17 protein-coding genes are annotated in these 13,881 nt (G+C 67.7%); 3 read left to right on the top strand and 14 right to left on the bottom strand.

The genetic code is table 11. The annotated features are described in order from the left end of the window. Positions 1-25: 25 nt before the first annotated feature. Complete coding sequence (locus tag ACLQ7T_RS05610; RefSeq protein WP_420478526.1) at positions 26-691, top strand: dihydrofolate reductase family protein; 666 nt, start codon at positions 26-28, stop codon at positions 689-691. Here the strand turns inward: ACLQ7T_RS05610 and ACLQ7T_RS05605 are convergent. The 12 genes from ACLQ7T_RS05605 to folK form a co-directional block, all read right to left on the bottom strand. After that, entirely contained in the window at positions 688-1,917 is a 1,230-nt protein-coding gene (locus ACLQ7T_RS05605) for a serine hydrolase domain-containing protein (protein WP_420478525.1), read from the bottom strand. The two genes, ACLQ7T_RS05610 and ACLQ7T_RS05605, sit on opposite strands and share 4 nt — an antisense overlap. Before the next feature lie 13 nt (positions 1,918-1,930). Continuing rightward, complete coding sequence (gene era / locus ACLQ7T_RS05600) at positions 1,931-2,878, bottom strand: GTPase Era (RefSeq protein WP_420478524.1); 948 nt, start codon at positions 2,876-2,878, stop codon at positions 1,931-1,933. Further along, on the bottom strand, positions 2,875-3,591 hold the full coding sequence (rnc, locus tag ACLQ7T_RS05595; RefSeq protein ID WP_420478523.1) for a ribonuclease III: 717 nt from the start codon (positions 3,589-3,591) through the stop codon (positions 2,875-2,877). The genes era and rnc overlap by 4 nt, the downstream gene beginning before the upstream one ends. Further along, entirely contained in the window at positions 3,591-5,009 is a 1,419-nt protein-coding gene (gene lepB, locus ACLQ7T_RS05590; protein WP_420478522.1) for a signal peptidase I, read from the bottom strand. The genes rnc and lepB overlap by 1 nt, the downstream gene beginning before the upstream one ends. Before the next feature lie 60 nt (positions 5,010-5,069). Next, positions 5,070-5,471, bottom strand: a complete 402-nt coding sequence (acpS, locus tag ACLQ7T_RS05585) for a holo-ACP synthase (RefSeq protein ID WP_420469646.1) — start codon at positions 5,469-5,471, stop codon at positions 5,070-5,072. After that, complete coding sequence (locus tag ACLQ7T_RS05580; RefSeq protein ID WP_420478521.1) at positions 5,468-6,205, bottom strand: pyridoxine 5'-phosphate synthase; 738 nt, start codon at positions 6,203-6,205, stop codon at positions 5,468-5,470. The genes acpS and ACLQ7T_RS05580 overlap by 4 nt, the downstream gene beginning before the upstream one ends. Positions 6,206-6,208: 3 nt before the next feature. Beyond that, a complete protein-coding gene (gene pyrE, locus ACLQ7T_RS05575) occupies positions 6,209-6,796 on the bottom strand; it encodes an orotate phosphoribosyltransferase (RefSeq protein WP_420478520.1) in 588 nt (195 codons plus the stop codon). Positions 6,797-6,805: 9 nt separating this feature from the next. Beyond that, positions 6,806-7,624 carry an LOG family protein gene (locus ACLQ7T_RS05570; protein ID WP_420478519.1) on the bottom strand — a complete coding sequence of 273 codons (819 nt, stop codon included), beginning with the start codon at positions 7,622-7,624 and terminating at the stop codon, positions 6,806-6,808. Next, on the bottom strand, positions 7,621-9,687 hold the full coding sequence (locus ACLQ7T_RS05565) for a RelA/SpoT family protein (RefSeq protein WP_420478574.1): 2,067 nt from the start codon (positions 9,685-9,687) through the stop codon (positions 7,621-7,623). Before ACLQ7T_RS05565 ends, ACLQ7T_RS05570 begins: the two co-directional genes overlap by 4 nt. A gap of 221 nt (positions 9,688-9,908) precedes the next feature. Next, positions 9,909-10,268 (bottom strand): DNA-directed RNA polymerase subunit omega, encoded by a 360-nt coding sequence (rpoZ, locus tag ACLQ7T_RS05560; protein ID WP_420469650.1) that lies wholly within the window; start codon positions 10,266-10,268, stop codon positions 9,909-9,911. A gap of 120 nt (positions 10,269-10,388) precedes the next feature. Continuing rightward, complete coding sequence (locus ACLQ7T_RS05555) at positions 10,389-10,802, bottom strand: hypothetical protein (protein WP_420478518.1); 414 nt, start codon at positions 10,800-10,802, stop codon at positions 10,389-10,391. A gap of 115 nt (positions 10,803-10,917) precedes the next feature. Next, complete coding sequence (folK, locus tag ACLQ7T_RS05550) at positions 10,918-11,478, bottom strand: 2-amino-4-hydroxy-6-hydroxymethyldihydropteridine diphosphokinase (protein ID WP_420478517.1); 561 nt, start codon at positions 11,476-11,478, stop codon at positions 10,918-10,920. On the opposite strand from folK, the gene ACLQ7T_RS05545 reads away from it, so the two are divergent. Beyond that, positions 11,477-12,034, top strand: a complete 558-nt coding sequence (locus ACLQ7T_RS05545) for a LabA-like NYN domain-containing protein (RefSeq protein ID WP_420478516.1) — start codon at positions 11,477-11,479, stop codon at positions 12,032-12,034. The two genes, folK and ACLQ7T_RS05545, sit on opposite strands and share 2 nt — an antisense overlap. 118 nt (positions 12,035-12,152) lie before the next feature. Then, positions 12,153-12,347, top strand: coding sequence for a hypothetical protein (locus ACLQ7T_RS05540; RefSeq protein WP_420478515.1), 195 nt, complete (start codon positions 12,153-12,155; stop codon positions 12,345-12,347). Between the two features lie 55 nt (positions 12,348-12,402). Here ACLQ7T_RS05540 and smpB read toward each other — a convergent pair whose 3' ends face one another. Both smpB and dapA read right to left on the bottom strand, forming a co-directional pair. Next, on the bottom strand, positions 12,403-12,873 hold the full coding sequence (gene smpB, locus ACLQ7T_RS05535) for an SsrA-binding protein SmpB (RefSeq protein ID WP_420478514.1): 471 nt from the start codon (positions 12,871-12,873) through the stop codon (positions 12,403-12,405). A gap of 16 nt (positions 12,874-12,889) precedes the next feature. Next, a complete protein-coding gene (dapA, locus tag ACLQ7T_RS05530) occupies positions 12,890-13,771 on the bottom strand; it encodes a 4-hydroxy-tetrahydrodipicolinate synthase (protein ID WP_420478513.1) in 882 nt (293 codons plus the stop codon). Positions 13,772-13,881 lie beyond the last annotated feature (110 nt).

The following is a 13,881-nucleotide window of genomic DNA, read 5'->3' as shown; positions in this document are numbered from 1 at the left end:
GAACTCATCCGACCGGAGGCGCGCAATGCGCAAGATTCGACTGGCCAGCTTCGTCTCCATCGACGGCGTCATGCAGGGCCCCGGTGGTCCGCAGGAAGACACGACCGGCGGCTTCGCCTTCGGCGGCTGGGTCTGGCCCCATTTCGACGAGGCCTCGGGCGGGCTGATGAGCCAGGCCATGGGCCAGGACTATGACCTGCTGCTGGGCCGTCGGACCTACGAGATCTTCGCCGCCTACTGGCCGACGATGGACAATGAGATCGGCCGCACCTTCAACGCCGTCAGGAAGTACGTGGCGGCCGGCCCCGACACGCCCATGACCTGGGCGCACAGTCACAGGCTGGAAGGCGACCTGATCGAGGCTGTCCGCGTGTTGAAGGCGACGGCGGGACGGGACCTGTTGATCCAGGGCTCGAGCGAGCTGGTGCAAGCCCTGTTGGGAGTGGGGCTGATTGATGAACTGACCACCCTCACCTTCCCCATCATGCTGGGCCGGGGAAAGCGGTTGTTCGACAGCGCGGCCAGCCCGCGCAGCTGGGTGCTGGAACAGAGCGTCCCGTCCTCAACCGGCGTAGTCGTCAATCGCTACCGACTGGCGGGCGAGGTCGAGACCGGCAGCTTCGCCGAACAGGAGCCCGGGCCCGCCGAACTCGAGCGCCGGGCGCGCTGGGCTCAGGAGGACCGGGCCTAGCGGGCGACGGTGGTCGGAAAGGCCCGCCCCAGAGCCTGTGCCATCCCCTGTTGGGACAGCAGGAAGACCGCTTCGCGCTGGTGGTAGTTGTTCGACAGGACGATCACCGTGATGTCCTCGTCCGCCTGATAGGTGACCAGATTGCGGAAGCCGGACCAGCTGCCGGTATGGAAGATCTGGTTGTCCGTGAATTCCGGCCGTACCTGTCGGCCGAGTTCCTTCTCGTAGAGGCCATATCCCCACAGCCGGCGCGGCTTGCCGCGTTCATCGGGCGTGTCCTCCGGCGCATGGTCGGCGATCATCTGCCGGTAGCTTTCCGGCGAAAGCACATGGCCGTGGTGCAGGGCGCGCTCCCAGATGAGCAGGTCGTCCAGCGTCGAGTAGAGGGCGCCGGCGCCGTAGACGATGCTGACGTTGGCGTCAGGCTGCGGCGTGACGCCTCCGGCCAGGTTGGCGTAGCCCATGGCCATGTCGACGCCGCCGTCATCGTAGCCGGTCTCCGTCATGCCCAGGGGCGTGAAGAACGCCGTCCGGAGGTAGTCCTGAAAATCCTGTCCGGTGATCTCTTCGACCACAGCGGCCAGCAGGTTGAAGCCGGCGTTGTCGTACCGCACCTTGGTTCCCGGAGCGAACTGAAGCCCGTACCGCTTTGAGTCTTCTGTCAATTGCTCAAGGGTCGCCGGGGTTACGCGGCGCACGCCCCAGCCGGGGCGGGCCATGAGGTCCGGAATGCCTGAGGTGTGCGACAGCAGGTGGCTCAGCCGGATCGGCGCCCAGGCCGCCGGACAGGGCTGGATATACCGGCAGACCGGGTCGCTTACCGACAGACGTCCTTCGTCCTGGAGGCGCAGGATTGCGGCGGCGGTGAACTGCTTGCTGACCGAAGCCAGGCGGAAGCGGGTGTCGAGCGCCATCCGGCGATCCTCGGCCCGGTTCGCCCAGCCGTAGACCTGACGGAACAGGACCTGATCGCCCCTGGCCACCAGAACTCCGCCGCTGAATTGGCCCGTGGCGCCCCAGCGGTCCAGTTGCGCCTTCAGGTCGGGAAGGCCTTCGACGGCCACGATGGGCGGGCGCGGCGGCAGCGGGTCCGGTTCAGTCGTAGCGGCAGCCGGCTTCCGGGTGAGGTGGAAACCGACCAGACCGATCACGGCGACGCAGAGCAGCGCCAGGACGCCGAGGGTCAGCCGGGGATGATTGCCGGCGCGACGAGGGACGTTGAACACCGAACGCGAACTCTCAGACGTCGTAATCCAGCCCGAACTGGGCGTACAGGGCGCGGCTGTCCTGCCATTTGGGATCGACCTTGACGGTCAGGAACAGGTGCACCTGACGGTCCAGGAGCTCGGTCAGCTCCTCGCGCGCCTTCTGGCCGATCCACTTCAGGGTCTGGCCGCCCTTGCCCAGAACGATCGGGCGCTGGCTTTCCCGTTCGACATAGATGGTCTGCTCGATCCGGGCCGAGCCGTCCGGGCGGTCCTCGAAGGCCGTCGTTTCGACCGCGGCCGAGTATGGCAGCTCCTCGTGAACGCGCAGATAGACCTTCTCGCGGGTGATTTCAGCCGCCAGCACGCGCATCGGCACGTCGGCCGATTGGTCCTCCGGGTAGAGCCACGGTCCCTCGGGCATGGCTTCGGCTAGACGGCGGCCGAGATCGTCGACGCCATCACCGCTCAGGGCCGAGATCATGAAGACCTCGCTGTAGACGCCGGTGTCGTACAGGGCCGCTGACAGGGCCAGCAGGCTGTCGCGACGCATGCCGTCGATCTTGTTCAGCGCCAGGATGACCTGTTTTCCGGCCTCCTTGAGGGCGGAGATGATGGTCTGGGTGTCCTCGGCCGAGCGGCGGTCCGCCGCCGTGCCGTCCCTGGTCTCGGCGGCGATGTGCGAGGCCGCGTCGATCAGGTGCACCACCACGTCGGCGTCGTCGGCTCCGCCCCAGGCCGAGGCCACCATGGCGCGGTCCAGACGGCGGCGCGGGCTGAAGATGCCGGGGGTGTCGACGAGCACGATCTGGGCGTCGCCGTAGAGGGCGATGCCCCGCACCGGGAACCGGGTCGTCTGCACCTTCTGGGTGACGATCGAGACCTTGGTCCCGGTCAGGCGGTTGACCAGCGTGGACTTGCCCGCGTTGGGAGCGCCGATAATGGCGGCGAAGCCGGCATGCTGGGTCTGGGGGTCGGTCAAATCACGCCTTCACGTTGGAGCAGGGCCGTCGCGGCCGCTTTCTCCGCGTCCTGACGTGATCGCCCCTGTGCGGTCAAGGGCGGATATCCGGCTACGCTTGCCTCGACGGTGAAAGTCGGCGCGTGATCGGAGCCGGTCCGCTGGACGATATTGTAGGTCGGCAGCGCCCTGCCCTGCTTCAGCGCCCACTCCTGCAGGGCCGATTTCGGGTTGGTCAGGGCCTTCTTCGGATTGGCTGCGAACTCCGGCTGCCAGGCGTGATCGAAGACCTTGCGGGCCGCCTCGATGCCGCCATCCAGCCAGATGGCGGCCAGCAGGGCCTCCATGGCGTCGCCCAGAACGCCCTCACGTCGACGGCCGCCCTGTTTGGCCTCGCCGGGCGACAGGCGTATGGCCGGGCCGACGCCCAGCCGTTCGGCGACCCGCGCGCAGGCGGCCTTGTCGACGAGCGCGTGAAGCCGGGCCGACATGTCGCCTTCGTCGGCTTCGGGGAAGTCCCGCACCAGCCGGTCGGCGACCAGGAGGCCCAGCACCCGGTCGCCGAGAAACTCCAGACGCTGGTTGTCGAGGAAGGGGCGGCCCCGCGCGTCGCGCTCGGCGCCCTCGCCGACGCTGGCGTGGGTCAGGGCCTGCTCAAGCAGGTCCGGGGCCCGGAAGTCATGGCCGAGGTTGCGCGCAAGCGCACGAACAGCCTCGGCCCGTCGGTCCGCCATCAGTGCAGGACTTTGAACCAGCGGCTCAGGCGGACCTTGGTGAACCAGCTGACCGGATTGCCGAACGAGGCGCCCTCGTTCCACGAGAACAGGATGATCTCGGCCTTGCCGATCAGGTTCTCGGCTGGAACCAGTCCGACCCCGCCCTGGGCCGGCGACACACGGCTGTCGCTCGAGTTGTCGCGGTTGTCGCCCATCATGAAGTAATAGCCGGCCGGGATCTCGAACACCGGGGTGTTGTCCAGCTCATTGTCCGCACCGAAATCCTGAACGCGGAAGGTCTTCGATCCGTCAGGGAAGGTCTCTTCCAGCTGGATCACCGGCAGTCCGTACATATTGGTCACGTCCTGATCCGTCAGGGTCACGTCGCGGACCGGCTGGCCGTTGATGTGCAGGACGTTGTCGATCATCTGGACCCGGTCGCCGGGCAGGCCGATCAGGCGCTTGATGTAGTCGGTCTTGTTGTCGCTCGGCAGCTTGAACACCACGATGTCGCCGCGCGCCGGCGCGCGGCTGACGCCCGGCAGGCTGATCCGGCCGTCGAAGAGCGAGGGGCTGCCGATGATCGAGTGTTTCGAATAGCCGTAGGACCACTTCGACACGACGATGTAGTCGCCCTGGTAGAGGTTCGGCTCCATCGAGGCCGACGGGATGGTGAAGGGCTGGAACAGCAGGATCCGCAGGACCATGGCGATCAGCAGCGCGACCGCGATGGTCTTGCCGATTTCCCACAGCTCTCCGAGCAGGCCCTTGGGCGCGTCCTTCTCCTTTTTGGCCTTCTTGCCGCGGGCGTAGACCGGCGTGGAATCGACGTCCTCGAACGGTGCGTCTCCGGCATCGCTCCAGATCGGACGCTTCTGCTCCGTGCTCGCGGCGGCAGCGGTGACGCCTGCGACGGCTGCAGCAGCAGCGACGTCGGAGCCGTGCGCTTCCGCCGGCGTCTCATGCGACGTTTCGGCGTGCGCCGGAGCCTGCGCCGCCTCGTCGGTCACAGCCTCGACGGCGGCCGGCGCGGCATGCGTCTCGACAGCCGCGTCTTCAGGATGGGCTTCGGCCGGCTCCGGCGTGTCGGCGATTTCCGCAGACGTATGGGGGGCTTCGTCGGCGACGGCCTCTGCAGCGACGGGCGCGGCGTGCGCTTCGGCGTCATCGTGGCTGTCAACCGCCGCCACGTGCTCATGCGTGTCATGGCTCTCTGACGAGGGCGTGTGGTGATCTTCAACGGCCGCGACCACCTCGACCGACGCATCGTGACCGGCGTCCTCGTGGCCGGCTTCGGCCGCGGGCGCGTCCGCTTCGGGGGCGTGGCTGTCCGCGGCGGCTTCCGGCGCAGCGGCTTCATGATGGTCGGCGTCGTGGCCGGCGTCATGGGCCGTGTCGGCGGCGTGATCGTCGTGCGGCTTGTGTTCGTCGCTCATGTGAACCCTGTCCCCCAGCCGCTTTGCGCGGTTTTCAGCGGGCCAAGCGGTATAACGTGATTAAGCCACGGGCAAGGCTTCGATCACCACGAATGCGAGGGCGTAGGGATGCTCGTCGCTGAGAGTGAGATGTATGCGGACATCATGTCCCGGAGGCGTCATACGCGCCAGCCGATCCGCCGCCGGACCGGTCAGCGCCAGGGTGGGCTGTCCGGAGGGGAGATTCACCACCCCCATGTCCCGCCAGTAGACGTCCGCACGCATCCCGGTGCCCAGGGCCTTGGCGCAGGCCTCCTTGGCGGCGAACCGCTTCGCATAGCTCCAGGCCGGGTCCGGCTTGCGATCGGAACGCGCCTGCTCGAGCGGGGTGAAGCACCGCGTCTTGAAACGCTCGCCGAACCGATCCAGCGAGGTCTGGATTCGCCGGATATCCGACAGGTCGGCGCCGACTCCGAGGATCATCGGGCCGCATCCATGGCGGCGCGCATCCGGTGGATCGCCGCGGTCAGGCCGACGAAAACCGCCTCGCCGATCAGGAAATGGCCGATGTTCAGTTCGCGAACCTCCGCAATCGCCAGCATGTCGGCGGCGGTGACGTAGTCGAGTCCGTGACCCGCGTGGACCTCCAGTCCCAGGTCGGCCGCGCGGCGGGCGGCGTCCCGCAGGCGTTCGAACTCCGCTGTCCGGGCGTCGCCGGACAGATGACAATAGCGTCCGGTATGGAACTCCACGACCTGGGCGCCGACCTCGGCGGCGGCCTGGACCTGCTCCAGCGACGGCTCGATGAAGAGCGAGACCCGGATACCGGCCTCGGCGAGGGCCTTTACGACCGGTCCGATGCGGGCGTCGTGGCCGGCGACGGCGAGCCCGCCCTCGGTCGTGACCTCCTCACGCCGCTCCGGCACCAGACAGGCTGCGTGCGGCTGGTGACGCAGGGCAATGGCCAGCATCTCCTCCGTCACCGCCATCTCAAGGTTCAGCGGCTTTCCCGCCTCAGCGCAGAGCAGGCTCAGGGCGGCGATGTCGGCGTCGGTAATGTGCCGGCGATCCTCGCGGAGGTGGGCGGTGATGCCGTCCGCCCCGGCCGCCAGGGCTTCGCGGGCCGCGCGGACCGGATCGGGATGGGCGCCGCCGCGGGCGTTCCGCACCGTGGCGACGTGATCAATATTGACGCCCAGCCGGACGGGATCAGCCATTCGTCAGCCCTTCGACAGGCGCCGGCTGCCCGGATCCTCGACCGGGATCGCAGCCAGTTCGGGCGGCAGGGCGTCGGCCGGATAGGCGGGGACGTCCAGGGTCGCCAGGGCGATCAGGGGCACGCCCACGTCAGCCCGTCCGCCGGAGCGGTCCACGATGCAGGCGGCGGCGACGACCTCGCCCCCGGCGGCGTTGATGGCGGCGATGCATTCGCGCGAGCTCAGACCCGTGGTGACGATGTCCTCGACCATCACGACCTTCTGGCCCGGCTCGACGTGGAAGCCGCGACGCAGCTTGAACGCGCCGTCCACCCGCTCGACGTACATCGACGGGACCTTGAGCCAGCGGGCGGTTTCGTAACCGGGGATGATGCCGCCCACGGCGGGCGAGATGGCGACGTCGACCGGGCCGACGGCCGCGAGGATCTTCTCCGCCAGCGCCTTGCACAGGCGGGCGCAGCGTTCCGCGTCCATGAAGACGAGGTTCTTCTGCAGGAAGGTCGGGCTGTGCAGGCCGGACGAGAGGACGAAATGGCCTTCGCGCAGGGCGCCGGCGGCACGGAATTCGTTGAGAACGTCTTCGGAGGTCATGACCCTCCCCTACTCTCTAGCCGTCCCGCTTTGAAGGGCCGGTTGATGCGGATCGGCGCTGTTTTCACCGCCGGGGTTCAGGCCGCGGGCCAGAAGCTCGGCCCAGGCCCCCTCCGCGTCCTCAGCGAAGCTGATCAGCTCCAGATCGGCGGGCGCGACCATTCCGTGCTCGACGAGCGCGTCAAAGCCGACAACGGCCTTCCAGTAGGCTTCATCCACCAGCACGATCGGGATCGCGCGCTCCTTGCCGGTCTGGCGGAGGGTCAGGATTTCGAACAGTTCGTCGAAGGTGCCGAAGCCGCCCGGGAAGACCACCAGGGCGTTGGCGCGCATGGCGAAATGCATCTTGCGCATGGCGAAGTAGTGGAAGCGGAACGTCAGCTCCGGCGTCGACCAGGGGTTCGGCTCCTGCTCGTGCGGCAGGGTGATGTTGAAGCCGATCGAGGGCGCGCCGACGTCGTGGGCGCCCCGGTTGGCCGCGCCCATGATGCCCGGTCCGCCGCCGGTGGCCACGACATTGTCGCGCGGATGACCGACGTCGCCGCGCATCGCGCCGCCCCGCTCGGAGGCGATTCGACCGAATTTGCGCGCTTCCGCGTACCAGCGGGCATGGTGCGGACCGGCGTCCTCCCCGACGCGGGCGCTGCCGAAGACCACGATGGTCGACCGGACGCCCCAGGCCTTCAGCGCCTGCTCGGCCTTTTCGTATTCCATCAGGAACCGGGCGCCGCGCATGGCTTCGCTCAGGACGAAATCCTGATCGAGGGCGGCGATGCGGTAGGAAGGAGACGCCAGCTGGGCGGCGTTGGACGGACGTTCTTCACTCACCCGCGGGCGCGCTCCACAGACTCGACGGACGGATTGGCGCGCAGGGCGGCCATGATCATGGTCGCGTGGCGGGCGTCCTCGACCTCGACATCGATCTCCACGTCGAAGAAGTCCTGCTGCCGGTGGCTCATGACCAGGTTCAGGATGTTTCCGCCCGCCTCGCCGATCAGGGTGGCGACCTGGCCGAGAACCCCGGGCGCGTTCTTGATCGTGGCGTGCAGCCGGGCGGCGGCCACCGCCCCCTGCTCCGCCTGCGGCGTCCATTGCAGGTCCTGCCAGACCGAGTCGTCGTCGGCGAAATCCGCCAGACGCTGGCAATCGATGGTGTGGACGGTCAGGCCGACGTCGGGCTCCATGATCCCGACGATGCGGTCACCCGGCACCGGCGAGCAGCACTGGCCGAAATGCACGCTGACCCCCGGGGTCAGCCCGCCGCCGCGGACGAACAGGCGAGCCTGGTCATCCGCGATCCGCTTGCGGTCCGGCCCCGCCTTCAGACGCCCCTTGAGCGCGGGGAACAGGGTCTCTCCGACCTTGGCGGCCGACAGCCGTCCCCTGCCGATGGCTTCGAAGAGATCGTCTTCCGACGCGACGGCCAGCGTCTCCAGCGCAGGCTTCAGCGAAACCTCGTCCAGAGCCTTGCCCGCACGGGCCAGGGTTTGTTCCAGCGTCGCCCGCCCCAGCTTCTGGAACTCGCCGCGCTCGGAGGTGCGGATGTGACGACGGATAGCCGACCGGGCGCGTCCGGTGACGGTCAGCGAGCGCCAGTCCGCCGGGATCTCCCGCTTGGCGCCGCGGATGATCTCGACGACGTCGCCGTTCTGCAACTGGGTGCGCATCGGCTTCAGCTCGCCGTTCACCTTCACGCCGACGGCGGAATCGCCGACTTCGGTGTGGACGGCGTAGGCGAAGTCCAGCGGCATGCCGCCGCGCGGCAGGGTGATCAGGGCCCCCTTCGGCGTGAAGACGAACACCTGGTCCAGGTACATTTCGAGCTTGGCGTGCTCGACCCAGTCCTCGCCGCCCTCGCCGTGCTCGATCACCTGCACCAGATGGCGGAGGTTCTGAAGCGGGTCGCGGCCGCCGTCCTTCTCCATAGCTTCGCGGTCGAACCCGTAGGACTTGTTCTTGTAGGCCCAGTGGGCGGCCACCCCGTCCTCGGCCACCCGGTTCATGGCCTCCGTCCGGATCTGCATCTCGATGCGCAAGCCGCCGGGGCCTACGATGGTGGTGTGCAGGGAGCGGTAGTTGTTCGACTTCGGCGTCGAGATGAAGTCCTTGAACCGTTCGGGGACCATCGGCCAGGCGCGGTGAATCACGCCCAGCGCCCGGTAGCAGTCGTCCTCGGCCTCGACGATGACGCGGAAGCCGTAGATGTCGGACAGGGACGAGAAGCCCACGGACTTGCGCTGCAGTTTGCGCCAGATCGAATAGGGCGTCTTCTGACGGCCCAGGACGCGCGCGGTGACGCCGGCCTCGGCCAGGACCCGTTCGACCTCCCGGGACACGCCGTCGATGGCGCGTCCGTGCTCCAGCTTGAGGGCCTCAAGGCGTCGCTCGATCGCCGTGCGGGCGGTCGGGTTCAGGTGCTCGAACGCGAGCTCTTCCAGCTCGGAGGCGATGGAGTGGATGCCGATGGAGCGCCCCAGCGGCGCATAGACTTCCAGAGTCTCGCGGCTGATCCGCTCGCGTTTCTCGGGCTTCACATATTGAAGCGTCCGCATGTTGTGCAGACGGTCCGCCAGCTTCACCAGCAGGACGCGGACATCCCGGCTGATGGCGAGGATGAATTTGCGCAGGTTCTCGGCCTGCCGCGTGTGTTCGGCCTGGAGTTCCAGCCGGGAGAGTTTGGTGACGCCCTCGACCAGGACGGCGACCTCCTCGCCGAACATCTGCGCGATGTCGTCCCGGGTGGCGGAGGTGTCCTCCACCACGTCATGCAGCAGGGCCGTGACGATGGTGGCCGTGTCCAGCCGGTAGTCGGTCAGGATGCCGGCGACCTGGATCGGGTGGGCGAAATAGGGATCGCCCGAGGCTCGCAGCTGCGAGCCGTGCATCTTCATCGCATAGACGTAGGCGCGGTTGAGAAGGTTCTCATCCGCGGTCGGGTCATAGGCTCTGACGGCCTCCACCAGCTCGAACTGACGCAGCACCTTGCTGCGCGCGGGCTCCGGAGTCTTGACCGGAGCCGACGCGTCGGCGGGATCGTTCAGGTTGGCAGCTTCGGGTGTCGGCGCGGACTGCCGCGCCGGCAGGATGGTGATACCGTTGGCGGGGTCGGCCGTCAGTATCGCTCCTCCTGCCCGCCGTCGCGGTCGCTTTGCAGCGCGCGGATCAGCTCGGCTTCCGCCATGTTCATGTGCTGCGGCTCGGCCAGCAGCGCCACGGTCTCGGCTTCGTCTTCCGCCTCGGTCCGTTCATCAACGCGCTGCAGCGTGGTGATGATGTTTTCCTTCAGGTCTTCCGGCTGGACGGTGTCGTCCGCCAGTTCGCGAAGGGCGACGACGGGGTTCTTGTCGTTGTCGCGGTCGATCGTCAGGGCGGCGCCGTTGGCGATATTGCGGGCGCGGTGACCGGCCAGCAGCACCAGACCAAAACGGTTGGGCACCTTCTCGATGCAATCTTCGACAGTGACGCGGGCCATGAATTTCCTCGGACGCGGGGTAGAACCGCGCAAAATATAGATGTGGGCCACTTTGTGCAACGCCACATGGGCGTATTTTGGGCCGTTGTCCGGGCGTGCGCCCGTTTGCGCCGCCTCGCCTCAGGCGGTCGGCGAAACCGCCGGCGCCGGCGCGGGGTCCACGACCGTCGTTGCGGAGCCGGACGGCTCCGTCGAGGGCGACATCATCAGCAGGACGCCGAGGGCGATGCCGACGACCGGCCCGATATAGGCCCAGTAGCGGGTCGGGATGAAGAACAGCGAGCCGGCGTTGCGACGCACAACGATTCTTTGGCCGGTCTGCTCGTCGATAAAGGCGCGGGATTCACCGCTCTCGATCTTTCGGGCCAGAAGGAAGGACCCCAGGCCGCAGCCGAGGCCGCCCATGATGACGATCACGGCCAGTCCGATGTCGCCTTCCTGCGGGAACAGGCCCGCGACCGGAATGCCGACGACGCAGCCGACGATGAAGAAGAGCAGGACCAGGATGCCCCAGCCGGACCAGATCAGAATCATGGATTTCCCCCTGCGTCATACTGACGCTTGTCCCTGTCTAGCCTTCGCGCGGCGGTAGCGAAAAGGCCCTGGAGAACATCGCCTCGCGAAGATCCGGTCCTGTTGGAATAATGCCTCACTGCAGAGGATGCGCATCCCGACCGATCTCGGCGAACCGGGCCAGTTCGGCGGCGCGCCGGCCGGAAACCGGGTCGATCCAGTCCGGCGCGATTTCAGCCAGCGGCCCCATGACAAAGAGGCGTTGGTGCGCGCGGGGGTGCGGCAGGATCAGGCCCTCCAGGTCTCCCGACAGCCGGCCGTAGGCGATCAGGTCCAGATCAAGGGTCCGGGGGGCGTTGGCGGTGGACCTCTGCCGTCCGAAGGCGTCCTCGATCCGTCCCAGCACCCGCATCAGGGCGCGGGCGTCGTGGGCGGTGCGCACGATCACCACCCCGTTCAGGAACGGCGGGTCCGCCGGGTCCGGCCAGGCCTTCGAACTCCACCACGACGACCGGGCGACGATGTCGATCCCTTCGGTGCGGAAGCGGGCCAGAGCGGCTTCCAGCGCCTCCCGGCAATCGGCCCAGGCCCCCTTGTCATTGCAGCCCAGCGCGACGATCACGGCGGTGTCCGGATCAGGCTCGCCATCTATTTCGACGGGGAGCCGGACACCCATGTTTTCGGAGCCCTTTTCCATGACGCCCAATCCCGCTGACCGCACCGCCCTGTTCATCGACGGCGCCAATCTCTACGCCGCCGCCAAGGCGCTGAACACTGACCTCGATTTTCGCAAGCTGGTCGAGATGTATCGCGCAAGGGGCGATCTGGTTCGCGCCCTCTACTACACCGCTGTGATCGAGGGCGAGGAGTTCTCCCCGATCAAGCCGCTGGTGGACTGGCTCGACTACAACGGCTTCAGCGTGGTCACCAAGCCGGTGAAGCGCTTCACCGACGCCCAGGGCCACACGCGCACCAAGGGCAATATGGATATCGAGATCGCGGTCGACATGCTGGAGCTCGCGCCGCGGCTGGATCACGCCGTACTGTTCTCCGGCGACGGGGATTTCCGGCGTCTGGTGCAGGCGGTGCAGGCCAGGGGGGTGAAGGTCACCGTCGTCTCGACCGTGAAGAGCCAGCCGCCCCAGATCGCCGACGAACTGCGCCGGCAGGCCGACGCCTTCGTCGATCTTGGCGACCTGCTCGGCGAGATCGGCCGCCCCCGTCACTCGGGCGGCGCGCCGCTGCGGGACTGACGGCGCGGGTCGGGGTGTGGTCAGGGCGCCACGGGGACAGGTCCCCGCAAAACCCTGATCCCTATCCGCGGAACGCGCCCCGGCCGACCACGTTGAGAGGACAGCTTTGGAGGCTGTCATGATCAGGGGCAACGGGGTCTTCTCCCCCCGCGAACGGAAAACCGCAATCATCACGCTGCTGGCCGCCGCCGCGATCGCGGCCGGGGGTGTGTTCCTGCAGCCGCTTCTCAAGCCGTCGCTGGGGCCGGGCGGCGCGGACGCCTACGCGGCCGCCCCTAGCCAGGGCATCCTCGACGCCGTTCCGCTGGGCTGACGCCGCCTTCAGGCGCGCTTCGGACTCGCTGGGCCGGGGGCGGGGCGACCCCGCCTCAGCCCCGCTCCTTCATCAGTCGCGCCTTGTCGCGCTGCCAGTCGCGTTCGGCGCTGGCCTCGCGTTTGTCGTGCAGCTTCTTGCCCTTGGCCAGCGCGATCTCGAGCTTGGCCTTGCCGGATTCATTCAGGTACAGCCGCACCGGGATGATGGTCTGGCCGTCGCGCTGGACGGCGCCGATGAACCTGTCGATCTGTTTGCGATGCAGCAGCAGCTTCCGGTGGCGGCGCGGCTCATGGTTGAACCGGTTCGCCTGCTTGTAGGGCGGGATGTCGGCGTTCACGAGCACGATCTCCCTGCCCTCCACCGCCGCATAGGATTCGGCGATGTTGGCCCGGCCGTCGCGCAGAGCCTTGATCTCGGTCCCGAGCAGGGCGATGCCCGCCTCGGTGTAATCCTCGAGGAAGTAGTCGAATTTGGCGCGCCGGTTCTCGGCGATCACCTTCATCTTGGGTTTGTCGGAGGCCATGCGCCCTTCAGTCCTGTCAGAGCCCGGCGGCGGCCATGGCGCGGTCGATCGCCGGCTTCACAGCCTCGGCGGTCGGGGCCAGCGGAAGACGGACCTCTTCGGTGCAGAAGCCCAGCCGGGACAGGGCGTATTTGGTGGGCGACGGCGAATTGTCCAGGAACAGGCCCTTGTGAAGGTCGATCAGGCGATCCTGCCAGTCGCGCGCAGAGGCGTAGTCGCCGGCCGCTGCGGCGTTGTGCAGGGCCACCATGCCTTCCGGCGCGACATTGGACGTGACCGAAATGACCCCGACGCCGCCGTGGGCGTGATAGCCGAGATAGCTGGGGTCGTCGCCGGAGATCAGGTCGAACTGGCCATCGATGTTGGCCCGCATCCAGCTGACCCGGGACAGGTCGCCGGTCGCGTCCTTGATGCCGACGATGTTCGGATGGACGGCCAGTCGGGCGACGGTTTCGTTGGCCAGATCCACGCCGGTCCGACCGGGAACATTGTACAGCAGGACCGGAAGCTGGACGGCGTCGGCGACGGCTTCGAAATGAGCGGCCAGACCGGCCTGCGAGGGCCGGTTGTAGTAGGGCGTCACAACCAGCGCCCCATCGGCGCCGACGGTCTTGGCGTGGCGGACCAGATCGATCGCCTTGTCGGTCGAGGACGAACCGGCTCCGGCGATGACGCGCACGCGTCCGGCGGCGATCTGGACGCAGAGCTCCACAACCCTTTGATGCTCCTCGGGATGCAGCGACGCGCTCTCGCCCGTGGTGCCCATCGGCACGACCCCGTGAACCCCGGCCGCGATCTGGCGTTCGAGCAGGCGGGTGAAGGCGGCTTCGTCCACCTTTCCGTCACGAAGTGGTGTGATCAGGGCGGTGATCACGCCCTTGAACAAGGGGGCGGTCATTGAAACGATGGTCCTGCGTGGAGTTGGGCGATAGTCGCCTGAAAATGAAGCGCCGGAGGGTAGGTCGCCGGTCCGGCGACCGCAACCGCGACGAATGGGAATCGGACACG

This window comes from Brevundimonas sediminis, assembly GCF_048799765.1.
Classification (GTDB): Bacteria; Pseudomonadota; Alphaproteobacteria; order Caulobacterales; family Caulobacteraceae; genus Brevundimonas.
The sequence above is the reverse complement of the archived record's forward strand: the minus strand, read 5'-3'. Positions and strand labels throughout refer to the sequence as shown.

Coding starts and splice junctions, on each gene's coding strand:
- ACLQ7T_RS05610 (WP_420478526.1), top strand. CDS start 26: ATGCGCAAGATTCGACTGGCCAGCTTCGTCTCCATCGACGGCGTCATG.
- rnc (WP_420478523.1), bottom strand. CDS start 3,591: ATGGCGGACCGACGGGCCGAGGCTGTTCGTGCGCTTGCGCGCAACCTC.
- lepB (WP_420478522.1), bottom strand. CDS start 5,009: ATGAGCGACGAACACAAGCCGCACGACGATCACGCCGCCGACACGGCC.
- acpS (WP_420469646.1), bottom strand. CDS start 5,471: ATGATCCTCGGAGTCGGCGCCGACCTGTCGGATATCCGGCGAATCCAG.
- ACLQ7T_RS05580 (WP_420478521.1), bottom strand. CDS start 6,205: ATGGCTGATCCCGTCCGGCTGGGCGTCAATATTGATCACGTCGCCACG.
- pyrE (WP_420478520.1), bottom strand. CDS start 6,796: ATGACCTCCGAAGACGTTCTCAACGAATTCCGTGCCGCCGGCGCCCTG.
- ACLQ7T_RS05565 (WP_420478574.1), bottom strand. CDS start 9,687: ATGAAGATGCACGGCTCGCAGCTGCGAGCCTCGGGCGATCCCTATTTC.
- rpoZ (WP_420469650.1), bottom strand. CDS start 10,268: ATGGCCCGCGTCACTGTCGAAGATTGCATCGAGAAGGTGCCCAACCGT.
- ACLQ7T_RS05555 (WP_420478518.1), bottom strand. CDS start 10,802: ATGATTCTGATCTGGTCCGGCTGGGGCATCCTGGTCCTGCTCTTCTTC.
- ACLQ7T_RS05545 (WP_420478516.1), top strand. CDS start 11,477: ATGACGCCCAATCCCGCTGACCGCACCGCCCTGTTCATCGACGGCGCC.
- folK (WP_420478517.1), bottom strand. CDS start 11,478: ATGGAAAAGGGCTCCGAAAACATGGGTGTCCGGCTCCCCGTCGAAATA.
- ACLQ7T_RS05540 (WP_420478515.1), top strand. CDS start 12,153: ATGATCAGGGGCAACGGGGTCTTCTCCCCCCGCGAACGGAAAACCGCA.
- smpB (WP_420478514.1), bottom strand. CDS start 12,873: ATGGCCTCCGACAAACCCAAGATGAAGGTGATCGCCGAGAACCGGCGC.
- dapA (WP_420478513.1), bottom strand. CDS start 13,771: ATGACCGCCCCCTTGTTCAAGGGCGTGATCACCGCCCTGATCACACCA.